We start from the raw sequence: 21,875 nt of genomic DNA, 5'->3' as shown, positions 1-21,875 counted from the left end.
CCTTTTTCGTACGGGGGTGACGGGCGGCGTGGTGTGCGGCGGAGCGGGCGCGCCCGCGGACTAGACCTCGCCGAGGGCCCGCTCCAGGATCGCCGCGCCCTCTTCCGCCTCGGCGACCGTGAGGGTCAGCGGCGGCGCGATCCGCAGCACGCTGGTGCTGTGGCCGCCGCCCTTGCCGATGAGGAGGCCGCTCTCACGGGCCGCTTCGAGGACGGCGGCGGCCGCGTCGGGGCTTGCCTCGTCGGTGCCCGGCCTGACCAGCTCGATGCCGATCATCAGGCCGCGGCCGCGCACCTCGCGGACGGCGGGCAGGTGGGCACAGATCGCCCGCAGGCGTTCGATGAGCAGTCCGCCGACGCGGCGCGCGTTGCCCTGGAGGTCGTGTTCCAGCAGGTAGGTGAGGTTGGCCAGGCCCGCGGCCATCGTCACCGGCGAGCCGCCGAAGGTGGAGATGGAGTTGGCGTCCAGGCAGTTCATGACCTCGGCGCGGCCGACGACGCCGCCGATCGACATGCCGTTGCCGATGCCCTTGGCGAAGGTGAGCAGGTCCGGCGGGCCCGACCCGGCGTGCGCCTGCCAGCCCCAGAAGTGGTCGCCGGTGCGGCCCCAGCCGGTCTGCACCTCGTCGGCGATCCACAGGGCGCCGTGCTCCTTCAGGACCTCACGGAAGGCCGCGTACAGGCCGTCGGGCGGTGAGGTGAAGCCGCCGACGCCCTGGATCGGCTCGGCGATCAGCGCGGCGACGCCGCGGGTCTGGCCGAGCATGTCCCTGAGGTCCGCCACGCACGCCTCGGTGAACTCGGCGTCGCTCAGGGCCGCGTACGGACCGCGGGTGCGCACCCCTCCGTGGACGTAGAGCGTCTGGAGCGGGGACAGGCTGGTCGGCGACCAGGAGCGGTTTCCCGTGATGCCGACGGCCGAGAAGGAGCGGCCGTGGTAGCTGTTGCGCATCGCCAGGATCTGGTTCGAGCCGCGGTGGGCGGTGGCGAGCAGCAGCGCCGCGTCGTTCGCCTCCGTGCCGGACGTCGTGAAGAACACGCGCGCGTCGGGGATGCCGGACAGCGCGGCGACGCGCTCGGCGAGCTCCACCATCGTGCGGTTCAGATACAGCGTCGAGCTGTGGATGATGCGGCCCGCCTGCTCGGCCACGGCCTTGGTGACCTCGGGCAGCGCGTGCGCGGTCATGGTGGTGAGGATGCCGCCGAAGAAGTCCAGGTAGCGCCGCCCCTGGGCGTCCCAGACGTGGCGGCCCTCGCCGTGGGTGAGCTCGATCGGCTCGTCGTAGTAGAGCGCGAGCCAGTCCGGCAGGACGGCCTGGTGCCGGGTGTGCAGGTCCTTCACGGCTTGACCAGCCCTTCGTACGCGTCCGGGCGGCGGTCCCGGTAGAACGCCCACTGCTCGCGCACCTCGTCGATCAGGTCGAAGTCCAGGTCGCGCACGACGAGTTCCTCCGTCTTGTCGCTCGCCTTCTCGCCGACGAACTGCCCGCGCGGGTCCACGAAGTAACTCGTGCCGTAGAAGTCGTTGTCGCCGTACTCCTCCTGGCCGACGCGGTTGATCGCGGCGACGAAGTACTCGTTGGCGACCGCGGCGGCGGGCTGCTCCAGCTGCCACAGATAGCCGGACAGGCCGCGGGAGGTGGCCGAGGGGTTGTAGACGAGCTGGGCGCCGTTCAGGCCCAACTGCCGCCAGCCCTCGGGGAAGTGCCGGTCGTAGCAGATGTAGACGCCGACGCGGCCGACGGCGGTGTCGAAGACGGGCCAGCCGACGTTGCCGGGGCGGAAGTAGAACTTCTCCCAGAATCCCTTGACTTGGGGGATGTGGTGCTTGCGGTACTTGCCGAGGTAGCTGCCGTCGGCGTCGATCACGGCCGCGGTGTTGTAGTAGAAGCCGGACTGCTCGACCTCGAAGACGGGCACGACGATCACCATGCCGGTCTCGCGGGCCAGGTCCTGCATGCGCCGCGTCGTCGGCCCGTCCGGCACGGGCTCCGCCCAGCGGTAGTGCTCCTTCTCCTGGACCTGGCAGAAGTAGGGGGCGTTGAAGACCTCTTGGAAGCCGATCACCTGGGCGCCCTGCCTGGCGGCCTCGCGGGCGTGCTCCTCATGCTTGGCGATCATGGATTCGGCGTCGCCGGTCCAGGTCGCCTGGACGAGTGCGGCGCGTACGACGTTGACCATGAGCTGTGCTCCTTCGACAGGACGTCAGAGAGCCTCTACGCCCGTAGACTTGGTGCGTAGACAGACGAACGTAAGCCCCCGTCGACGGCCTTGCCAAGACCATCGCCGCAACGGGGCGGAGTCGATCATGTTCCGGGGGTCACCGATCACCCGAGCGGGTGCGGGACGGACGGTTCCGCACGCCCGGCGGCCGGTCCGGTCAGGTGGTGAAGCCCGCGACGCGCAGCGCGTGCACGAGGTCCCAGTGGTGCGCGTCCGAGACGCCCTTGGCCATCTCCAGGAGCAGCGGGATGAGCCGCTGCGGGTCGGTGTGCGCGCACGCCGCGACGTGCTCGGCGCTGCGCACGCGCACGTACGCGTCGAGCAGCGCGCGGGCCTCGCGCTCGCGCCCCGCCTCGATGAGCGCGAGCAGCGACTCGGCGATCTCCGGGGCGGGCCGGGCCACGCCCTGGCGCAGGAGCTTGCGGCAGTCGTCGGCGCGGCCCGCGCCCGCGAGCGCGTCGGCGACGGCCACGAGGCGGTCCGGCGGCAGCGAGGCGGCCTCCCACAGCAGGGTCGCCCAGTCGGCGGCCAGGCCCGCGTGGTGCAGTTCTTCGGCGAAGAGCGGCAGGCGCGCGGCGGGCCACCCGGCCGCCTCGACGAGCACGCCGTGCGCCTCGCCGCTGCGGCCCTCGCCGCGCAGCCGGATGAGGGCCTCGACCGCGTCGACGGTGGCGCGCTCGGCGGCGGCGCCGTCCTCGACGGCGGGCGGCGCCGGGTGGGCGCGCGCGGAAGCGTCGACGGCCTGCACGTAGCGGGCGCCGCGCGGGGTGCGCGGCGCGGGGTCCGCGCCCGGCGCGGCGACGGGCCCGGCGCCGTCGTCGCCCGCGCCGTCGAGGCCCGCGAACCGGGCGCCGCGCGGGCGGCGCCGGCCCCCGAGCCGGGAGCGGCCCGCCTGCGCGGGGACCCGGGGCACGGCGTCCTGGCCGGGCTCGCGCTCTGCGTCCCGCAGGGGCGGATCCGGGTCCTCGGGGCTCTGGGGGTGGCCGTAGGCGGTGTCGTGCCCGTCCGCGCCGTGCACGGCGGAGCGGCCGCCGTAGGTCTCCACGGGGTCGTCGTAGGTCTCGTAGGTCTCCACGGGGCCGTCGTACGCGTCCGCACTGCCGCCGTACGCATCCGCGCTGCCGCCGTAGGTCTCCGTGCTGCCGCTGTACGCGTCCGCGCTGCCGCCGTAGGTCTCCGCGCGGCTGTCGTCGTCGTACGCGTCCTGCCAGACGGTGTCGGCCGTGTCCTGCGGGACGTCGTCGGCAGGGGCACCCGGGGCCTTCGCCAGGGCGCGGCCGGACGTGTCGGCGGGGAAAGCGCCGCCCTCCGAGGGGGCGCCGCCGAAGTCCACCCAGCGCGGCGCCCGTGCCCGGTCGAGCCGTTCCATGCGGCGGCGCAGCTCGCCGCAGCGCGCCGCCGCCCGCTCGTGGTCGTCGCGCACCCAGGCCAGATCCAGATGGATGCGGTCCACTTCGTCGCCGGTCGCGGCGAGGGCCAGGGAGCGGGCCAGCTCCTGCTCCCGCTCGACGGCGAACCGCTGCTCCTGGAGCATCATGTCCAGCCGGTCGCTGAGGACTTCGCGGCCGCCGGGCCGGTCGTCGTGCGCGGCGACGGACGCGGCGTGCAGTGCCCGCGCACGGCCGGTCTCCGCCTGCGCGACCCCCACGCCGGCGTCGGCCGCGAGGTCGTGGAGCAGCGCCTGCACCACGTCCCAGGGCGGCACCTCGGTGCCGTCGAGGCAGGCCCGCATGCCGTCGGGGTCACGGGACCAGAACACGCCGCACCACCCGGAGCGCTGGTCGAGGCGCGCCAGGAGCTCGTTCAGGTACCGCGCGAACTCCGTTACCTGTTCCGGGAGTTGTCCCACTGCCATCGTCGGGCACCGTCCCCTGGGAGACTAGGGTCTGCCGGTCCGGAAGATAACACCCGACGCGTCACCGGACGGCTGCACGTGGTTTTCCGGAGCCTTCGTTAATTACTTGGACGTGCGGCGGCATGCGTGGCTAGTCTGCGCACATGTCCAGTCCCGAGGCCAGCAGACGCCGGCCACCGGCGCGCTCCGGTGGCCTCGCTCCGAGCCGGCCCGACGCCGCGTAGCAGCCCCGCTCAGGGCTCCGCACCGTCATCGCCTCAGGCATCGCCTCGGGACCATCACCGCGCCGCAGTCACGGACCTTCCCCCTTTTCCTCACCACGCCGTGGATCCCGCGCACCGCCATGGGTGCGTCATGCCCACGCCGTGGCTGACGTGACGCTGGAGTCTCGCTGTGCCCATGGTCCTCTATCTGCTCGGACTCGCCGTGTTCGCCCAAGGCACGTCCGAATTCATGCTGTCCGGCCTGGTGTCGGACATCGCCGCCGACATGGAGGTGTCGCTGTCCGCCGCGGGCGCGCTGACCTCCGCGTTCGCCGCGGGCATGGTCGTCGGGGCGCCCCTGATGGCCGTACTGAGCCTGCGCTGGTCGCGCCGCCGGGCGCTGCTCGCCTTCCTGGTGGCCTTCCTCCTTGCGCACGTCGTGGGCGCGCTCACCACGAGCTACGGCGTGCTGCTCGCCACCCGCGTCGTCGGGGCGCTCGCCAACGCGGGCTTCCTCGCGGTGGCGCTCGCGACCGCGACGGGCCTGGTCGCGCCGGACGCCAAGGGCCGGGCGACGTCGGTGCTGCTCGGCGGCACCACGCTCGCGTGCGTCGCGGGCGTGCCGGGCGGCGCCCTGCTCGGCCAGCTGTGGGGGTGGCGCGCCGCGTTCTGGGCGGTGGCCCTGGTGTCGCTGCCCGCCGTCGTGGCGATCGCGCGGTCGCTGCCGGCGGACTCCCCCGGCTCCGCGCCGGTCGGCGCGCGCTCGGAACTGGGCGCCCTGCGCTCCCCGCGCCTGGTGGTGACGCTGCTGCTCGGCGCGCTCGTGAACGGGGCCACGTTCTGCGCCTTCACCTATCTCGAACCGCTCGCCACGCGGGTCGCCGGGGTCGGGGACGCGTGGGTGCCCGGTCTGCTCGCGCTGTTCGGGCTCGGGTCGTTCATCGGGGTCACGGTCAGCGGGCGCCTCGCCGACCGCCGTCCGCTGCCGCTGCTCGTGGCCGGTTCGCTCGCGCTGCTCGCGGCCTGGTCGGCCTTCGCCCTGACCGCTCAGCACACCGCGGCGACCGTGGCGTTCGCCTTCGTCCAGGGCACGCTGTCGTTCGCGGTGGGCTCCACGCTGATCGCCCGCGCGCTGTACGCGGCGACGGCGGCACCCACCCTGGGCGGCGCCTTCGCCACGGCGGCGTTCAACATCGGCGCGGCGGTGGGCCCGTGGGCCGGGGGCCGGGCGATCGACGCGGGGCTCGGCTACCGCTCGCCGCTGTGGGTCAGCGCCCTGCTGGTGGCGCTCGCGCTCATGACGGCGGGCGGCGCGGCACTCGTGGCCCGCCGCTCCGCGCGCGTCCGCCCGGCGGACGGCCCTCCCGCGGACCTCACACCGGGACCAGGACACACGTCCGTGCCACCTCGTCCATAGACAGCTCAAGGGTCACCGCGAGCGCCGCGACCGTGAAGAACGCGGGCGTCGGCGCCCGGCCCGTCTCGATCTTGCGGAGCGTCTCCGCCGAAATCCCGGCGCTCGCGGCGACCTCGACCATGCTCCGCTCGCCACGCGCCTCCCGCAGCAGTCGGCCGAGCCGCTCGCCGCGCTCGCGCTCTTCAGGGGTCAGAGGGGTGCGCACCATGGCACCAGTCTACGCGCACCCCATTCAAATACCGGTATAGTAATTGGCATGGTGGAACTCAAGACAGACACATCGATCGAGGCGATGCGGGAGACGGGGCGCGTGGTCGCGCGGGCCCTGGCCGCGGTGCGGGCCGCGGCGACCGTCGGCGTCAGCCTGCGCGACCTGGACGAGGTGGCGCACCAGGTGCTCAAGGACGCGGGCGCCACGTCCCCCTTCCTGCACTACCACCCCTCGTTCGCCCCGGTCCCCTTCCCGGCCACGCTGTGCGCGTCGGTGAACGACGCGATCGTGCACGGCATCCCGGACGACTACCGCCTGCGCGACGGCGATCTGCTCTCCGCCGACTTCGGCGCGCACCTCGGCGGCTGGGCGGGCGACTCGGCGATCAGCTTCATCGTGGGCACCCCGCGCCCCGAGGACGTCCACCTGATCGAGACCGCCGAGCGCGCCCTCCGGGCGGGCATCGCGGCCGCGGTGGTGGGCAACAGGATCGGGGACATCGCCCACGCCATCGGCACCGTCTGCCGCGACGCCGGGTACGGCATCCCGGACGGCTTCGGCGGCCACGGCATCGGCCGCCAGATGCACGAGGACCCCTCCGTGCCGAACGAGGGGCGGCCGGGCCGCGGCATGCCCCTGCGCCACGGCATGGTGCTCGCCATCGAGCCGATGCTCATCGCGGGCGGCAAGGACGGCTTCCACGCCGCGCCGGACGGCTGGACGCTGCGCACGGACGACGGCAGCCGCGCGGCGCACGCCGAGCACACGGTCGCCATCACGGACGCGGGGCCGCGCGTGCTGACCGCCCTGTGACCGCCCTGTGATCGCCCGTACGAGCCCCTGAGGCCGCCTCAGGGGCTCGTACGGCGGGTGCGCGGGCCTACGGCCTGGGGCGCACCACCATCGCGGAGCCGCCGCCCCTGCGCTCCGGCTCGGCCGCGGCGAGCCACTTGCCGCCGGGCAGCCGCTGGACGCCGGTCGCCGCCCCGATCTCCGGATTCTGCTTGAAGGAGTGGCCGAGCGCCTCCAGGTCGCGCCGCAGCGAGCTGTCCCACAGACCGGGCTCCAGCTCGGTCTGCGCGGCGTTGCGCTGGCTCGCGCGCGGCGCCGCGATCGCGTCGACCAGCTCCAGGTCCCGGTCCAGGAAGCCGGTCAGGGTCTGCAGGACCGTCGTCACGATGGTCGCGCCGCCGGGCGAACCGAGCGCGACGACCGGCTCGCGCTCCTCGTCGAGCACGATGGTCGGCGCGATCGACGAGCGCGGCCGCTTGCCGGGCCCCGGCAGGTTCGGATCGTGCACACCGGGCCGTGCGGGCGCGAAGGAGAAGTCCGTCAGCTCGTTGTTCAGCAGGAAGCCGCGCCCGGGAACCGTGATGCCGCTGCCGCCGGTGGACTCGATGGTGAGGGTGTAGGCGACGACGTTGCCCCACTTGTCGGCCGCCGTCAGATGCGTGGTGTTCTCGCCCTCGTACGTCGTCGGGGCCGCCTTGCCCGCGCTCGCGCAGGGCTCGGGGTGGCGCGGGTCGCCGGGCGCGACGGGGCTCTTGAGCACCGCGTCGTCCTTGATCAGGCAAGCGCGCGCGTTCGCGAACCGCTGCGAGAGCAGCTGCTTGGTGGGGACGTCCTCGAAGGCGGGGTCGCCCACCCAGCGCCCCCGGTCGGCGAACGCCACCCGGCTCGCCTCGATGAAGCGGTGCAGATAGCGCGCCTTGCTCACGCGCGAGAGGTCACCGTGCTCCAGGATGTTGAGGGCCTCGCCGACCGTCGTGCCGCCGGACGACGACGGGGCCATCGAGTAGACCCCGAGGCCGCGGTACGTGGTCTTCGACGGCGCCTGCTCCTTCACCTCGTAGGCGCGCAGGTCCTTCATGGACAGGTCACCGGCGCGCGCGTTGCGCCCCGAGTCCGGGTCCACGGGCGGCTTGTTGACCGTCCGTACGAAGTCCTTGCCGATGTCGCCCCGGTAGAGCGCGTCGATGCCCTTGCGCCGCAGCTCGGCGTAGGTGCGGGCGAGGTCCGGGTTCTTGAACGTGGAGCCGACGACCGGCAGCTTCCCGTCCGGCAGGAACAGCTTCGCCGTGTCCGGGAAGTCCTTGAAGCGCTGCTGGTTGGCCTCGGTCTGCGAGCGGAACGTACGGTCCACGGTGAAGCCCTCGCGGGCCAGGCGTTCGGCGGGCCTCAGGAGCGTGCCGAGCCGTTCGCTGCCCCAGTTGTCGAGCGCCGTGCGCCAGGTGGCGGGCGTCCCGGGCGTGCCCACGCCGAGGCCGCTGGTCTGGGCGTCGGCGAACGGCAGGGGCTTGCCGTCCTCCAGGAAGAGGCGTGAGTCCGCGGTGCGCGGCGCCGTCTCGCGCCCGTCGAGGGTGTGCACCGCGCGGGTCTTCGCGTCGTAGTACACGAAGTACCCGCCGCCGCCGACGCCCGCCGAGTACGGCTCGGTGACACCGAGCGCGGCGGCCGTGGCGACGGCCGCGTCCACGGCGTTGCCGCCCTTCTTCAGGACCTCGATGCCCGCGGCGGACGCGTCCGCGTCGACGCTCGCGACGGCCCCGCCGTATCCGACGGCCTCCGGGACCTTCGGCGGAGTCCGGGACACACCGGCCGTACGGGCCGAATCCGGTCTTGTGCCCGCTTGGGCACCGGTGGCCGCTTCGGCCGTCGTGCCCGGTTCCGCTGTGCGCGAAGGCGAAGGGGGCGCGGCCGCACCGACCGTCACCAACACCCCGCCGACCGCCAAAAGCGTCAGATTACGTACCACTTCACGCCGCATGGGCACCTCCAGTCAACGACCTTCCGCGCAGCGTAACTTCGCGCCCCGCCCCCGGCCACGGCGCCTGCCGAGGTGGCCGTGAACGGCGGCTAGCATGCGCGCCCATGACTGAAGACGTACGCCTTCTCGCCCTCGGTGCCGGCGCGGCCGTCGCCGGCGCCGCCCTGGCCCTGTACGTCCGCGGCCTCCTGTCGCGGCGCAGACTGCGGCGCAAGCGGGCGTTCTTCGGGCTTCCCGAGCACGCCGAGTCGCTGTTCGTGGTGAACCGCGAGGCGGGCGGCCCGGAGCTGACCGTGACCCGGCACGACGTGCTCTCGCTGCTCGAACTCGCCGCCTTCGTCAAGGACTGCGGCGCGCACACCCAGGTCGTCGCCCACGACGCCGCCCAGCAGGGCTTCGGCGAGCGCACCGAGTTCTGCCTCGGTAACCCCGCGTTCCACCGTCGGATGGCCGCGCACATGCACTCGCTGCTGCCCGGCGTGCGCGTGAACGCCGACCCGGAGCCTGGCCCCGACCGCGGCGCGTTCCAGATCGGCGCCGAGCGCTACCGGATGGAGGCGGGCATCGCGGAGTACGTGCTGCTCGCGCGGCTCACCGCCGGGCAGGACGCGCGGCCCGTGTTCCTCTTCTGCGGCCAGCGCGCCACCACCAACCAGGCGGCCACCCGCTATCTGGCCCGCCACCACGAGCGCCTCGCCCGCAAGCAGGGCGACTCCTTCGTGCTGCTCCTGAAGGTCGTGAACTCACAGGCGTACGGACCTGACGTGGTCGAGCTGGTCGGGGACGTGACCCGCGCCGCCCAGGAGCCGATACCGGCGCAGTCCGCGCGCGGCTCCCATCGCGCCAAGTGAGCGGACGCGCACGGAACGCGAGACCCGTATAACGCTTCCGTGACGCAGTCCGGATTTTCCGGACAACAGGCAACCGTGCGGAATCCCCGGCCCTCTCACTCCGGGCAGGCATGAACATCCGCACGGAGGTACGTTTCCTTGAGGTCCCGCAGGTCCCTGAGCACCAGCCGCCGCTCCATACGCCCCCGGTACGCGGCCGTCGCGGGCGCCGCGGCCCTGGCGGCCGCCCTGACCGCCTGCTCCGGCGGCGGCTCCGGCGACGACGCCGAGGCCGAGAAGCCGAAGCTCTCGGTGAACCTCACCGGCAAGCAGGCCAAGGCGGGCGTCCCGGTCACCGTGAAGCTGGCCGCGGGCGACGCCAAGCTGAAGGACGTCACGGTCGCCGACGCCGAGGGCACCAAGCTCCCGGGCAAGGTCTCCGCCGACGGCCGCGGCTGGACCTCGGCCCGCGTGGCCGCGCCCGGCACCAGCTACACCGTGAGCGCGACCACGCAGGAGGGCGGCAAGGCCGGCAAGGCGTTCACCACGGCCGCGCCCGAGAAGGTCAACAAGGTCACGATCACCCCGGGCCGGAACATCAAGACCGTCGGCGTGGCCCAGCCCCTGTCGATCGTCTTCGACCACCCCGTCAAGAACAAGGCGGAGGTCGAGAAGCACCTCAAGGTGAAGACGTCCGACGACACCGCGGGATCCTGGGGCTGGATCAAGAACTACGACGGCAAGGACCGCGTCGACTGGCGGCCGAAGGAGTACTGGAAGTCCGGCGCCAAGGTGTCCCTGGACGCCCAGCTCAACGGGGTGGACTCCGGCACCGACGGCGGCTGGTTCGTGCGCGACTACGACACCGCGATGACGGTCGGCAAGAACCAGGTCGTCAAGGTCAATCTTGACAACAAGACCGCGACGTTGACGCGCGACGGAAAGACCGTCAAGTCCGTACCGATGTCCGCGGGCACGCCCGGTGGCGAGAAGGCCTCCTGGGGCGGCACGTCGGTCCTGATGGCCAAGGAGGGCACGATCAACATGCGCTCCGAGACCGTCGGCCTGGGCAACAGCTACGACAAGATGGTCGACTACTCGATGCGCCTGACCTGGTCGGGCATGTACGCGCACGCGGCCCCCTGGAACGCGGCGTACTTCGGCAACACCAACCACAGCTCCGGCTGCGTCGGCATGAGCACCGGCAACGCGGCGTGGCTGTACGGCCAGGTCCAGATCGGCGACCCGTTCGAGGTCTCGGGCAGCGGCTCCAAGGGCACGCCCGACCCGGGCAACGGCTTCGGCGCGTGGAACGTGTCGTGGGCGGACTGGCAGGCCAAGAGCGCCCTGCGCTGAGGCCGCGCGACCGGCGACGGAGAAGCTCCGCTCCTCAACTATCGTTACCCGTACGTAACTTACCGACGGGTTACCCGGGGTAATCCCGCGCGGTTACCGTCAGGTCACTTTGCACCGGCACGTGTGAGGAGTGACCCGTGGGAAAGATGCGCAGAGCTGTGCGGACCACCGCCCTGGGGGCGGTATCGGTGGCCCTTGTCGCCGGTGCCGCCCCCGCCGCACAGGCGGCACCGGCGCCCCGGGCCGCCGCGCCGGGCGTCCGCTTCGTCGACATCCCCGGTGACGGCGGCACGGTCCTCAAGGCCAACGTCGTCACGCCCGCGGGCGCCCCGGCGGACCGCTCGTACCCCGTCGTCGTGCTGCCCACGAGCTGGGCCATGCCGCAGATCGAGTACATCGCGCAGGCCAAGCAGCTCGCCGACGCCGGCTATGTGGTGGTGAGCTACAACTCGCGCGGCTTCTGGCAGTCCGGCGGCGAGATCGAGGTCGGCGGCCCCGAGGACATCGCGGACGCCTCCCGGGTCATCGACTGGACGCTGGAGAACACCCCCGCCGACCCGCACAAGGTCGGCATGGCGGGCGTCAGTTACGGGGCGGGCATCAGCCTGCTGGCCGCCGGGCACGACAGGCGGATCAAGGCGGTCGCCGCGCTGAGCGGCTGGAGCGACCTGGTCGAGTCCATCTACAGCGGCCGCACCCAGCACGTCCAGGCGGGCGCCCTGCTCGGCGGCGCGGGCTACCTCACCGGCCGCCCGAGCGCCGAGCTGAAGGGGATCCTGAAGGACTTCCTCGGCTCGAACCTCGACCAGGAGGACGAGATGATCGCGTGGGGCGCCAAGCGCTCCCCGGCGACGTACCTGGACCGCATCAACAGCAACGGCACCGCCGTCATGCTCGGCAACGCCTGGGGCGACACCGTCTTCCCGCCCAACGAGTACGCCGACTTCTACGAGAAGCTCAAGGGCCCCAAGCGCCTGGAGTTCCGCCCCGGCGACCACGCGACCGCCGAGGCGACGGGCCTGTTCGGGCTGCCCAACGACACCTGGACGAGCACCCGGCGGTGGTTCGACCGCTATCTGAAGGGTGAGAAGAACGGCGTCGACCAGGAGCAGCCGGTCCAGCTGAAGTCGCGCTCCACGGGCGGCTACGAGGGCTACCCCGACTGGAAGTCGGTCGGCGCCACCCGGCGCAAGCTGGACCTCGCGGGCACCACCACGATCCGTGCCAACGTGGATTCCGGCGCCAACGGCGGCATCGTGATGCTCTCCAACACCCTGGACCAGTTCCTGAAGCTGCCGCCGATGGCGTCGATGCCGCTGCTGCCGCGCCGGTACGCGGCCGTCTGGCAGTCGCAGCGGTCCGAGCGGCCCCAGCGCGTGCGCGGCACCGCGGAGCTGCACACCACGCTCACCAGCACCAAGGAGAGCGGAACCCTCGTCGCGTACCTGTACGACGTGGGCCCGCTCGGCCTCGGCAAGCTGGTCAGCAACGCGCCGTACACCTTCCACGGCAAGACCCCCGGCAAGCCGTTCGGCGTCGACCTGGAGCTGTTCTCCACGGCCTACGACGTCCCGGCAGGACACAGGCTCGCCCTGGTGGTCGACACGGTCGACCCGCTCTACATCGAGCACAACCCGACCGGCGCGCAGCTGACCTTCTCCTCGCCCGGAACCGACCCGTCGTACGTGTCGATCCCCCTGCGCGAGCAGTGATCTCCGGCTGCTGCCGGGCGGGCCTGGCCCTCCAGCTACTGCTTCCCCCTAGGGGGCGGGGGCCCTGGGGGGAACCCCTCCCGGCAGCAGCGTCCCTGGTTCAGCCGGGGCGACGTCCACGGCCTCTGTCTTGGGACTGCGCCGCTGGCGCTTGGACACCCAGTAGGCGAACCACGACAGCAGCATGCACATCCCGATGTAGATCGGTGAGATCACCATGACCACGGGGATGAAAGGCAAATCGTAGTCGAGGTTCGACGCGATCAGTTTCCCGGCGTGCAGGAACTCCTCATAGGTGATCAGATAACCGAGCGAGGTGTCCTTCAGGGCCACGACCAACTGGCTGATGATGGCGGGCAGCATGGCCCGCACGGCCTGTGGCACCAGGACGTACGACATGACCTGAGTCTTTCTCATCCCCAGCGCGTAGGCGGCCTCCCTCTGTCCGCGCTCGACGGAGTTGACGCCGGAGCGGAACACCTCGGCGAGCACGGAGCCGTTGTAGAGCGTGAGCCCGGCGACGAGCGCCGGAAGCGGCTGGACCTTCAGCGCCACGAAGACGAAGAAGATCATCACGAGTACGGGCATGGCCCGGAAGAACTCCACGACCAGCGTGGCCAGCCAGCGCACCACGCGGTGCTCGGAGAGGCGCCCGGTGGCGAGGAGCGCGCCGAGCGCAAGGGAGAGCACGGCGGCGATGGCGAAGGCCTTGAGCGTGTTGCCGAGCCCGCGCAGGAGCAGCTCCTGGATGCCCTTGTACTCGAACGGCGTCCACTTGGTGCGCGTGAACTGGTCGGTGTCGAACAGCAGGTACAGGATCCAGGCGACGAGCCCGACGATGACGGCGGTCGACAGGACGCCGTACAGGAAGTGTCTCCTGCGGGTCTTGGGGCCCGGGATGTCGTAGAGGGCGGTGGCTTCGGCGGCGGTGGTGGTCATCGGGCGACTCCCCAGCGCTTTTCGAGGATGTTGAAGACGGCGCTGATGGCGAGGGTGATGATCAGGTAGCCAAGGGCGATCCAGAGGAAGGTCCAGACGATGTTGTAGCCGAGCTCGCTGAGCGTCTTGTAGGTGCCGAGGAGTTCGGTGACGCTGAAGGCGCCCGCGATGGCCGAGTTCTTGGCGAGCGCGATGAGCGTGGAGCCCACGGGCGGGATGACGGAGCGGAAGGCCTGCGGAAGCACCACCACGGACAGGGTCTGACCGAACGTCATGCCGAGGCTGCGGGCGGCCTCGCCCTGCCCCTTGGGCACGGTGTTGATGCCGGAGCGCAGGGCCTCGCAGATGAACGCGGAGGTGTAGCAGCCGAGCGCGAGGACGGCGAACACCTTGAAGGGCAGCACGAGCCCGAAGCGCGGCAGGCCGAGCAGGACGGCGAAGAACAGCAGCGTCAGCGGGGTGTTGCGCAGGACCGCCACCCACACCGCGCCGAACACCCGGAAGGACCCGACGGGCGCCACCCGGAAGGAGGCCATGAGGAAGCCGAGCACGAGCGCCAGGGCGGAGGCGTACGCGGTGAGTTCCACGGTGCCGAGGAAGCCGTCGCCGTAGGTGGAGAAGTTGTCCGTCAGTACGTCCACGACGCCTCCTCAGCTCGCCGGGTAGCGGTCGATGGCGGGCGGCTTCGGCGCGGGCACCCCGGACAGGCCGAGGGTCGCGTCGTAGGCCTTCTTCCAGTCGCCGTCGCGTTCGCGGGCGGCGAGGGCGTCGTCGATGGCGAACCGCAGCGTGTCGTCCCCCCGGGGGACGCCGATGCCGTAGGGCTCCTCGGAGAAGGACCTGCCGACCACCTTCAGCTCGTCGGGGACCTTCGCCGCGTAGCCGATCAGGATCGCGTCGTCGGTGGTGACCGCGTCGACCTGGTACGTCAGCAGGTTGTCGACGCACACCGAGTACGTGTCGTACGCGACGAGCGTGGCCTTCGGGTAGTCCTTCTGGATGCGCTGGTAGGGGGTGGAGCCCGCGGCCGAGCACACGCGCTTGCCGTCGAGGTCCTTCGGGCCCTTGATGTCCTCCTCGTCGTGGCGCACGAGCAGGCCCTGGCCCGCCATGTAGTAGGGGCCTCCGAAGCCGACGAGCTTCTTGCGGTTGTCGTTGATGGTGTAGGTGCCGACGTAGTAGTCGATCTGCCCGTTCTGCAGGGCGGTCTCGCGGTTGGCGGACGCGATGGTCTTGAAGGAGATGCTCTTGGGGTCCAGACCGAGCGAGGCCGAGACCATCTTGGCGATCTCGATGTCGAAGCCGGAGTAGCGGCCGGTCGCGGGGTCCTTCTCGCCGAGGTAGGGCTGGTCCTCCTTGGCGCCGACGACGAAGCGGCCGCGGTTCTTGGCCTTGCGCCAGGTGCCGGACTCGGGCAGTTCGAAGCCCTGGGCGACCCGGTAGACGGGCAGCCTCCCGGCGGCGGGGCCCTTGGTCGGCGGGCTGCCCCCCTTGCCGCAGGCGGCGGTGGCGAGCGCGGTGAGCGACAGGGCCGTGAGCAGCCCGAGCAGACGTGTCGTACGCATGGGACGCATCCCCCCGTCAGTGCTTGAGGATCTTGGAGAGGAAGTCCTTGGCGCGGTCGCTCTCCGGGCGGGTGAAGAAGTCCTCGGGGGCCCGGTCCTCGACGATCCGGCCGTCGGCCATGAACACGACGCGGTTGGCGGCCGAGCGCGCGAAGCCCATCTCGTGGGTGACGACGACCATCGTCATGCCCTCGCGGGCGAGGGACTGCATGACTTCGAGGACCTCGTTGATCATCTCCGGGTCGAGGGCCGACGTCGGCTCGTCGAAGAGCATGACCTTGGGGTCCATGGCGAGCGCGCGGGCGATGGCCACGCGCTGCTGCTGGCCGCCGGAGAGCTGCGCGGGATACTTCTGCGCGTGCGCGGCGAGCCCGACCCGCTCCAGGAGTTCGTGGGAGCGCCGCTCGGCCTCGTCCTTCTTGCGGCCCCTGACCTTCACCTGAGCCAGGGAGACGTTCTGCACCACGGTCTTGTGCGCGAAGAGGTTGAACGACTGGAACACCATGCCGACTTCGGCGCGGAGCCGCGCCAGGGCCTTGCCCTCCTCGGGCAGCGGCTGCCCGTCGAGGCGGATGGTGCCCGACTGGATCGTCTCAAGCCGGTTGATGGTCCGACAGAGCGTCGACTTGCCCGACCCTGACGGGCCGATGACCACGACCACCTCCCCCTTGCCGACGGTGAGGTCGATGTCCTGCAGGACATGCAACTCGCCGTAGTACTTGTTCACGTCACGCAGCTCGATCAACGGATCGACGGCCATGCCCAGACCTGCCCACTCTCAGCTGTGTCGGTCCGCGCAAACTATCCACGGCAAAACAGGACTTATGGGACGACACGCACTTATGGGCATTAACCGTATTTGAGACCGCGGGTTCACCGCATGGTCACGTCTCGGAGGTCTCGGCGTACATCTGGGACAGCTCGGGGGTGCCCTGGACGGCCCAGTCGAGGCCCGCGGCGACCACCTGGAGCTCCCGGCCCGAGGAGAGCCGGACGACGGGCGTGCCGCCGGGCAGGACGTGCCACACGGCGCCGGGGACGGTGCGGACGATGACCGTGCCGAGGTAGAGGCCCGCGTCGTTGCCGAGCCAGGGCAGGGTCTCGGGGTCCTCCCGCCAGCGCGGCGTGAGCTGGTCGAGGGCCGCCAACGACGCGGGGCTGTCGTCCAGTTCGAGCCCGGCGCGGGCCGCCTGGGAGCGCAGCAGCTCGCACTCCGAGAGCAGCTCGGCCACGCCCTCCGGATCGGCCTCGAAGGCGGCGGCGAGCTTCAGACCGGGGCCGCCCGCGTGCCGCTTGCGCCACTTGTCCAGGAACGGAATGTTCATGACCGGCCTCTCCGTGGGGCGCCCGAGCGATCGGACGGCGGCTCCGCATTCCAAGGAATGTATCTTGCGGCAGTTGATCACGGAATCAGGCGAATCACTCGGTTCGGTTCACGTGGCGCCCGTCCGTGCCGCCGGCGCGGGGGTCAGCGGCGGGTGAAGGCGAGGATCGTGGCCAGGTTCATCGGACGCCGCGTCGAGAGGTACAGATAGGGCGCGGTGTGGTGCGGGCCCCGCAGCTCCACGCGCAGGGCGGTCGGCACATAGCTGCGCAGCAGCAGGTGCGCGTACGCGTTCGCCTTGCGGGTGCGCCACTCGAAGGCCTCCCCCGCGTCCAGGATCTCGGTCGTGCCGAGCTCGTCGACGGGGATCGTCCGGCCCCCGGCGACGAGCGTGCCCGGCGTCACGACGATGCGCGCCGAGCCGTACCGGTGCACGAGCGGCCCGAAGACGGAGACGACGAGGACCAGGCCGAGGACGGCGGCCACGGGGCCGAGCGGCAGCAGCAGCGCGGCGAACAGACCGCCGCCGAGCACGACGAGGAACCACCACGCGGCCGGAACACTCAGGCGCTCATCGTAAAGATGCATGACCCCATCCTGGCAAAGGGGTTCGGGGAGCGACGGCAGGGGTGCCGGGCTCCGTCCGGACGGTGACGGCGGCTCATCGGCCGGGTGACGGACACGGCCGCTGTCTTGACTGGCATCTGACGGCTCCTTAGCTTCAGGGCGCGTCCACCGTCACACCGGGGAACACCCGGGAACACCGAGGCTCGGGGAAGGGGCCGTCGTGCGCCGACGCGTCCGGGGTGCCGCCGTCGTTCTCGCGCTCCTGGGAGGCCTTGCTCCCGCGGGCGCCGCCGGGGCCGCGCCGCACAGACCCGGGCCGCTCCCCCTGGAGCGGCTCTTCGACAACAGGGCCGTGAGCGACGACGCGCGGCCCGGCGACGCGGACTTCGACGGCGCGGGCGCCTCCCTGTCCGCGCCGGACCTGACGGCGGCCGGGTGGACTCCCGGGCGCCGCCTGGGAGTTGAGGGCGCGCGTCTCACCTGGCCGGACACCCGGGCGGGCGAGCCGGACAACGTACGGGCCGACGGGCAGTGGGTGCGGCTGCGCGGGCGCGGCGACGCCCTCGCCTTCCTGGTGGCGGGGACCGGCGGTGCCGCGCGCGGCGCCGGGACGGTGCGCTACCGCGACGGATCGCGCACCGCGTACCGCCTGACCGCTCCCGACTGGCGCACCGGACCGCTCGCCACCAAGTCCGTGGCCCTTCCGCACATCAACACGCCGGACGGGCAACGCGCCGAGAAGGCACGGCTGTACGTCGTCACCGTGCCGCTCGCGCGCGGGCGCGAGGTGGCGTCGGTGCGCCTCCCCCGCGACCCCGGGGGCGCCGACCTGCACGTCTTCGCCCTGTCGGTACGGGCGCGCGCCACGGGGTGGACGGGGACCTGGTCGGCGTCCACGGCCGGGTACACGCGCGTGGGCCCGTGGACGGACCGGACCGTGCGGCTCGTGGCGCACACCAGCGTGGGCGGACCGCGCGTGCGGATCCGGCTCGACAACACCTTCGCGGGTGCGCCCGTGCGCATCGGCAGCGCGAGCATCGCCGTGCGAGGCGCGGGGGCGGGGGCGCGGGGCACGCCCGTGGCGCTGACGTTCGGCGGGGCGGGCGGGGTCGAGATCCCCGCGGGGGCGCAGGCGGTCAGCGACCCCGTGCGGTTCGCGGTGCCCGCGGGCGCGGACCTGCTCATCAGCTTCCATCTGCCGGGGACGGTGGCGGCGGCGCCGGTGCACAGCCAGGCCCTGCAGACCTCGTACGTGAGCGAGCCGGGCGATCACGCGGCGGAGGCGTCCGGGGCCGCGTACACCTCCACGGTGCGGGCGTGGCCGCTGCTCACCGGGGTCGACGTGGCGGACGGCGCGGGCTCCGTGGTGCTGCTCGGGGACTCCATCACGGACGGGGTCGGCTCCACGCCCGACACGAACCGGCGGTGGCCCGACGTGCTCGCGCGGCGGCTCCTGGAGGAGCCGAAGGCGCCGCGCCGCGGCGTCCTCAACCAGGGCGTCTCCGCCAACCGCGTCGTCGGCGACCGCTATCCCGGGGACGGGGTGTCCACCGACACCGGGGGTGTCAGCGCGCTGCACCGGCTCGATCGCGACGTGCTCGCGCAGACGTCCGCGCGTACCGTCGTCGTCTTCCAGGGCATCAACGACCTGCGGGCCGGGGTGCCCGCCGCGGACGTCGTGGGCGGCCTGCGGGAGATCGCCTCGCGGGCCCGCGCGCGGGGGCTGCGGGTCGTCGTGGCGACGCTGGTGCCGTGCGCCGGGGAGGCCCGGTGCACGGCGGCCGTCGACGCGGAGCGCGTCGCGGTGAACGCGGCGCTGCGGCGGGGCGAGGGCTTCGACGCCGTGCTCGACTTCGACGCGGTGCTCCGTGACCCGGCGCTGCCCGCGCGCCTGCTGCCCGCGTACGACAGCGGCGACCACCTCCACCCCGGCGACGCGGGCCTGGCCGCGCTCGCCGCGGCGGTGCCGCTGAAGGTGCTCCGGTCCTAGCTAGACGTCGAGGTCCACGACCACGGGGGCGTGGTCGGAGGCGCCCTTGCCCTTGCGCTCCTCGCGGTCCACGTACGCGTCGGAGACGGCCTTGGCGAACGGCTCGTTGCCGTACACCAGGTCGATGCGCATGCCCTTGTTCTTGGGGAAGCCCAGCTCGCGGTAGTCCCAGTACGTGAAGGGGTGGTCGTACTTGAGGGGGCGGGGGACGACGTCCGTGAGGCCGGTCTCACGGAGGGCGGCGAGGGCGGCGCGCTCGGCGGGCGTGACGTGCGTGAGGCCCTCGAAGCGGGCGACGTCCCAGACGTCGTCGTCCGTCGGCGCGACGTTGTAGTCGCCGAGGACGGCGAAGGGGCGCGGGCCCGCGGCGTCGGCGGTGACGGCGGCCTTGAGGGCCTCGAACCACTGGAGCTTGTACGCGTAGTGCGCGTGGTCGACCTCGCGGCCGTTCGGCACGTAGACCGACCAGGCGCGCAGGGGGCCGCAGGTGGCGGCGATGGACCGGGGCTCCTGCGCGCCGTCGTAGTCGGGGCCGCCGGGCAGGCCGGTGGTGACGTCCTCCAGGCCCACGCGGGAGAGCAGCGCGACGCCGTTCCACCTGCCGGTGGCGTTGACCGCCGACTCGTAGCCCAGCTCGCGCAGGGCCTCGGCGGGGAACTGCTCCGCGGTGCACTTGGTCTCCTGGACGCACAGGACGTCCGTGCCGCTCTTCTCCAGCCAGGCCAGGAGGCGGGGCAGGCGGGCGGTGATCGAGTTCACGTTCCAGGTGGCGATGCGCATGACGGACAACCTACCTGCCGGGTGTGACAGCCTCCGGCCCGGCGGCGGTCACACCCGTGCGGACTCCCCCGGCGCGAGCCGCGTGTGCTCTGTGCCGCCGAGCCTGCCGATGTGCCCCTCGTAGATGGGCAGCGCCAGGTCCGTGAGCAGCGCGTCGTGGACGTCGTACGCGCGCTGCGGCTTGACCTCGCGGACGTACTCGATGACCTCGGAGATCTTGTTCCAGGGAGCCATCACCGGGACCAGGAGGGTGTCCACGGGGTGGTCGGGGACGGTGAGGGCATCGCCGGGGTGGAAGACGGAGCCGTCCACGAGGTAGCCGACGTTGGTGACGCGCGGGATGTCGGGGTGGATCACGGCGTGCAGCTCGCCGTGGACCTGGACGTCGAACCCGGCGGCCGTGAACGTGTCGCCGTGGCCGACCCGGTGGACCCGGCCGGGGAAGGCCGCCGCGATCCGGTCGGCGACGGCCGCCAGGGTCCAGATCCCGGCGGCCGGGTTCGCCTCCATGGCGGCGCGCAGGCGGGCCTCGTCGAAGTGGTCGGGGTGCTCGTGGGTGACGAGGACCGCGTCGGCTCCGACGGCCGCGTCGGCCTCGGTGAACCCCCCGGGGTCGATGACGAGCGTCCGGCCCTGCTTTTCGAGCCGCACGCACGCGTGGGACTGCTTCGTGAGCTTCGTGCCGGTCGCCGCTCCGGTCGTCGTGCCGGTCGTCGTCATGGATTCCCCTTCTCCGTTGCCTGGTCCCCATCCTGCTCGCCGTGGGGGCCCGCGCTACTCCTGGGGCGTCGTTTCCTCGCGGATGACCGTCTGCGCGACCCGGAAGGCGCTGTTGGCCGCGGGCACGCCGCAGTACACGGCGGCCTGGAGCAGCACCTCCTTGATGTCGGGCGGGGTGAGGCCGTTGCGCAGGGCGGCGCGGACGTGGAAGGCCAGCTCCTCCAGGTGGCCGCCCGCGACGAGGGCCGTGAGCGTGACGCAGCTGCGGGTGCGGCGGTCGAGGCCCGGGCGGCTCCAGACCTCGCCCCAGGCGTAGCGCGTGACGAGGTCCTGGAAGTCCTCCGAGAACTCGTCGGCGGCGGCCAGGGCCTGGTCGACGTGCGCGTCCCCCAGGACCTCGCGGCGGACCTTCATGCCCGCGGCGTACGCGTCGGGGCGCTCGCCCTGCTCCTGCGGCCGCTCCACGGGCGCGATCTCGGCCGGGGGCGCGGCGGGCGGCGGGGCGAGGACGGGCTTGACGGGCGGCGCCGCGATCGCGTGCTGGCCGGTCGCGGCGGTGTCCGGCGCGGCCTGCCAGGCGCTGCCGAAGTGGCGGACGAGCAGGTCGGTGACCGCGGCGGGCTGCTCGACGGGCGCGAGGTGCGAGGCGCCGGGCACCACGGCGAGGCGGGCGTCGGGGATGCCCGCGACGAGCGTGCGGGCCTCGCCCTGGCCGGTCACCTGGTCCTCGGAGCCGACGAGGACCAGCGTGGGCACTCCTATGCTGCCGAGCTCACCGCGGACGTCGAAGGCGGCGAGCGCCTCGCAGGCGGCGATGTAGCAGCCGGGGTCGGTGGTGCGCACCATCTGCACGGCCCAGTCGGTGATGGCGGGCTGGGCGGCGGCGAAGCCGGGCGTGAACCAGCGCTCGGGCGAGGTCCTGGCGACCGGGTCGAGGCCGTTGGTGCGGACGATCACGCCGCGCTGGCGCCACTCGTCGGCGGTGCCGAACCGCGGGGAGGTGGCGATGAGCGCGAGCGAGGCGACCCGCTGGGGGTTCCTGAGGGCCAGCTCGGCGCCGATGGCGCCGCCGAGCGAGCAGCCCGCGTAGCCGAAGCGCTGCACGCCGACCTCGTCGAGCGTGGCGAGCACGCGGGCGGCCAGCTCGCCGACGGATTCCACGGGGTGGGCGGGGGCGCCGCCGTGCCCCGGCATGTCGAAGCGGAGCACCCGCCAGTGCTTGCTCAGCTCGGGTACCTGCCGGTCCCACATGTGCCACGTGGTGCCGAGCGACGGCCCGAGGACCAGGACCGGGGCGTCGTCCGGACCGTCGAAGCGGAACTGGAGGGCAGGGTTCTTCGTCTCACTCACCCGCTCCACGCTAGCCAGTCGCCTTCGGCGCCGAGTGACGGGGGCATCGACCGGGCCGGGCGGTGCC

20 protein-coding genes are annotated in these 21,875 nt (G+C 72.5%); 6 read left to right on the top strand and 14 right to left on the bottom strand.

Features of this window, described 5'->3' with window-relative positions:
- Positions 1-60: 60 nt before the first annotated feature.
- From CP982_RS32885 to CP982_RS32875, 3 genes are all read right to left on the bottom strand, one after another.
- On the bottom strand, positions 61-1,341 hold the full coding sequence (locus tag CP982_RS32885) for an aspartate aminotransferase family protein (protein ID WP_150513782.1): 1,281 nt from the start codon (positions 1,339-1,341) through the stop codon (positions 61-63).
- On the bottom strand, positions 1,338-2,180 hold the full coding sequence (locus CP982_RS32880) for a nitrilase-related carbon-nitrogen hydrolase (RefSeq protein ID WP_150513781.1): 843 nt from the start codon (positions 2,178-2,180) through the stop codon (positions 1,338-1,340). The genes CP982_RS32885 and CP982_RS32880 overlap by 4 nt, the downstream gene beginning before the upstream one ends.
- 199 nt (positions 2,181-2,379) lie before the next feature.
- Entirely contained in the window at positions 2,380-4,077 is a 1,698-nt protein-coding gene (locus tag CP982_RS32875) for a hypothetical protein (protein ID WP_150513780.1), read from the bottom strand.
- Between the two features lie 393 nt (positions 4,078-4,470).
- Between CP982_RS32875 and CP982_RS32870 the strand changes: the two genes are divergently transcribed.
- On the top strand, positions 4,471-5,697 hold the full coding sequence (locus CP982_RS32870; protein WP_150513779.1) for a Cmx/CmrA family chloramphenicol efflux MFS transporter: 1,227 nt from the start codon (positions 4,471-4,473) through the stop codon (positions 5,695-5,697).
- On the opposite strand, the gene CP982_RS32865 is transcribed toward CP982_RS32870, so the two are convergent.
- The gene (locus CP982_RS32865; RefSeq protein ID WP_030667597.1) at positions 5,654-5,905 is read right to left on the bottom strand and encodes a helix-turn-helix domain-containing protein; all 252 of its coding nucleotides are present in this window, start codon (positions 5,903-5,905) and stop codon (positions 5,654-5,656) included. The genes CP982_RS32870 and CP982_RS32865 overlap by 44 nt on opposite strands.
- Before the next feature lie 48 nt (positions 5,906-5,953).
- Between CP982_RS32865 and map the strand changes: the two genes are divergently transcribed.
- Positions 5,954-6,721 (top strand): type I methionyl aminopeptidase, encoded by a 768-nt coding sequence (gene map, locus CP982_RS32860; protein ID WP_150513778.1) that lies wholly within the window; start codon positions 5,954-5,956, stop codon positions 6,719-6,721.
- A gap of 67 nt (positions 6,722-6,788) precedes the next feature.
- On the opposite strand, the gene ggt is transcribed toward map, so the two are convergent.
- Entirely contained in the window at positions 6,789-8,675 is a 1,887-nt protein-coding gene (gene ggt, locus CP982_RS32855; RefSeq protein ID WP_170316532.1) for a gamma-glutamyltransferase, read from the bottom strand.
- A 104-nt stretch (positions 8,676-8,779) separates the two neighbouring features.
- On the opposite strand from ggt, the gene CP982_RS32850 reads away from it, so the two are divergent.
- From CP982_RS32850 to CP982_RS32840, 3 genes are all read left to right on the top strand, one after another.
- On the top strand, positions 8,780-9,526 hold the full coding sequence (locus tag CP982_RS32850) for a hypothetical protein (protein WP_150513776.1): 747 nt from the start codon (positions 8,780-8,782) through the stop codon (positions 9,524-9,526).
- 138 nt (positions 9,527-9,664) lie between these two features.
- Entirely contained in the window at positions 9,665-10,861 is a 1,197-nt protein-coding gene (locus tag CP982_RS32845) for a L,D-transpeptidase (RefSeq protein ID WP_150513775.1), read from the top strand.
- A 146-nt stretch (positions 10,862-11,007) separates the two neighbouring features.
- Entirely contained in the window at positions 11,008-12,573 is a 1,566-nt protein-coding gene (locus CP982_RS32840) for an alpha/beta fold hydrolase (RefSeq protein WP_221515974.1), read from the top strand.
- A 48-nt stretch (positions 12,574-12,621) separates the two neighbouring features.
- On the opposite strand, the gene CP982_RS32835 is transcribed toward CP982_RS32840, so the two are convergent.
- From CP982_RS32835 to CP982_RS32810, 6 genes are all read right to left on the bottom strand, one after another.
- Positions 12,622-13,512: an amino acid ABC transporter permease gene (locus CP982_RS32835; protein WP_150513773.1), complete on the bottom strand. Its 891-nt coding sequence runs from the start codon at positions 13,510-13,512 to the stop codon at positions 12,622-12,624.
- Positions 13,509-14,153, bottom strand: coding sequence for an amino acid ABC transporter permease (locus tag CP982_RS32830; RefSeq protein WP_150513772.1), 645 nt, complete (start codon positions 14,151-14,153; stop codon positions 13,509-13,511). Before CP982_RS32830 ends, CP982_RS32835 begins: the two co-directional genes overlap by 4 nt.
- A gap of 9 nt (positions 14,154-14,162) precedes the next feature.
- Positions 14,163-15,086 (bottom strand): glutamate ABC transporter substrate-binding protein, encoded by a 924-nt coding sequence (locus CP982_RS32825; protein WP_150513771.1) that lies wholly within the window; start codon positions 15,084-15,086, stop codon positions 14,163-14,165.
- Positions 15,087-15,093: 7 nt separating this feature from the next.
- On the bottom strand, positions 15,094-15,837 hold the full coding sequence (locus tag CP982_RS32820) for an amino acid ABC transporter ATP-binding protein (RefSeq protein ID WP_150513770.1): 744 nt from the start codon (positions 15,835-15,837) through the stop codon (positions 15,094-15,096).
- 124 nt (positions 15,838-15,961) lie between these two features.
- On the bottom strand, positions 15,962-16,402 hold the full coding sequence (locus tag CP982_RS32815; protein WP_150513769.1) for a DUF6278 family protein: 441 nt from the start codon (positions 16,400-16,402) through the stop codon (positions 15,962-15,964).
- Positions 16,403-16,545: 143 nt separating this feature from the next.
- The gene (locus tag CP982_RS32810) at positions 16,546-16,989 is read right to left on the bottom strand and encodes a DUF3093 domain-containing protein (RefSeq protein ID WP_150513768.1); all 444 of its coding nucleotides are present in this window, start codon (positions 16,987-16,989) and stop codon (positions 16,546-16,548) included.
- Positions 16,990-17,188: 199 nt separating this feature from the next.
- Between CP982_RS32810 and CP982_RS32805 the strand changes: the two genes are divergently transcribed.
- On the top strand, positions 17,189-18,958 hold the full coding sequence (locus CP982_RS32805) for an SGNH/GDSL hydrolase family protein (protein ID WP_150513767.1): 1,770 nt from the start codon (positions 17,189-17,191) through the stop codon (positions 18,956-18,958).
- Here the strand turns inward: CP982_RS32805 and CP982_RS32800 are convergent, their stop codons facing one another.
- From CP982_RS32800 to pcaDC, 3 genes are read right to left on the bottom strand one after another with little or no spacing between them, the layout of a single operon-like run.
- Complete coding sequence (locus tag CP982_RS32800) at positions 18,959-19,738, bottom strand: exodeoxyribonuclease III (protein ID WP_150513766.1); 780 nt, start codon at positions 19,736-19,738, stop codon at positions 18,959-18,961. It abuts the gene before it with no gap.
- A gap of 48 nt (positions 19,739-19,786) precedes the next feature.
- A complete protein-coding gene (locus CP982_RS32795) occupies positions 19,787-20,458 on the bottom strand; it encodes an MBL fold metallo-hydrolase (protein ID WP_150513765.1) in 672 nt (223 codons plus the stop codon).
- A gap of 54 nt (positions 20,459-20,512) precedes the next feature.
- Positions 20,513-21,808 (bottom strand): bifunctional 3-oxoadipate enol-lactonase/4-carboxymuconolactone decarboxylase PcaDC, encoded by a 1,296-nt coding sequence (gene pcaDC, locus CP982_RS32790; protein WP_150513764.1) that lies wholly within the window; start codon positions 21,806-21,808, stop codon positions 20,513-20,515.
- Positions 21,809-21,875: the final 67 nt, after the last annotated feature.

This window comes from Streptomyces spectabilis, from assembly GCF_008704795.1.
Taxonomy (GTDB): domain Bacteria; phylum Actinomycetota; class Actinomycetes; order Streptomycetales; family Streptomycetaceae; genus Streptomyces; species Streptomyces spectabilis.
This window is presented reverse-complemented; position numbering and strand designations above follow the sequence as displayed.

Bases quoted from the DNA above. Each gene is read 5' to 3' on its own strand.
- CP982_RS32880 (WP_150513781.1), bottom strand. From the start codon at position 2,180: ATGGTCAACGTCGTACGCGCCGCACTCGTCCAGGCGACCTGGACCGGC.
- CP982_RS32875 (WP_150513780.1), bottom strand. From the start codon at position 4,077: ATGGCAGTGGGACAACTCCCGGAACAGGTAACGGAGTTCGCGCGGTAC.
- CP982_RS32865 (WP_030667597.1), bottom strand. From the start codon at position 5,905: ATGGTGCGCACCCCTCTGACCCCTGAAGAGCGCGAGCGCGGCGAGCGG.
- map (WP_150513778.1), top strand. From the start codon at position 5,954: ATGGTGGAACTCAAGACAGACACATCGATCGAGGCGATGCGGGAGACG.
- ggt (WP_170316532.1), bottom strand. From the start codon at position 8,675: ATGCGGCGTGAAGTGGTACGTAATCTGACGCTTTTGGCGGTCGGCGGG.
- CP982_RS32850 (WP_150513776.1), top strand. From the start codon at position 8,780: ATGACTGAAGACGTACGCCTTCTCGCCCTCGGTGCCGGCGCGGCCGTC.
- CP982_RS32840 (WP_221515974.1), top strand. From the start codon at position 11,008: ATGCGCAGAGCTGTGCGGACCACCGCCCTGGGGGCGGTATCGGTGGCC.
- CP982_RS32835 (WP_150513773.1), bottom strand. From the start codon at position 13,512: ATGACCACCACCGCCGCCGAAGCCACCGCCCTCTACGACATCCCGGGC.
- CP982_RS32825 (WP_150513771.1), bottom strand. From the start codon at position 15,086: ATGCGTCCCATGCGTACGACACGTCTGCTCGGGCTGCTCACGGCCCTG.
- CP982_RS32820 (WP_150513770.1), bottom strand. From the start codon at position 15,837: ATGGCCGTCGATCCGTTGATCGAGCTGCGTGACGTGAACAAGTACTAC.
- CP982_RS32815 (WP_150513769.1), bottom strand. From the start codon at position 16,402: ATGAACATTCCGTTCCTGGACAAGTGGCGCAAGCGGCACGCGGGCGGC.
- CP982_RS32810 (WP_150513768.1), bottom strand. From the start codon at position 16,989: ATGCATCTTTACGATGAGCGCCTGAGTGTTCCGGCCGCGTGGTGGTTC.
- CP982_RS32800 (WP_150513766.1), bottom strand. From the start codon at position 19,738: ATGCGCATCGCCACCTGGAACGTGAACTCGATCACCGCCCGCCTGCCC.
- CP982_RS32795 (WP_150513765.1), bottom strand. From the start codon at position 20,458: ATGACGACGACCGGCACGACGACCGGAGCGGCGACCGGCACGAAGCTC.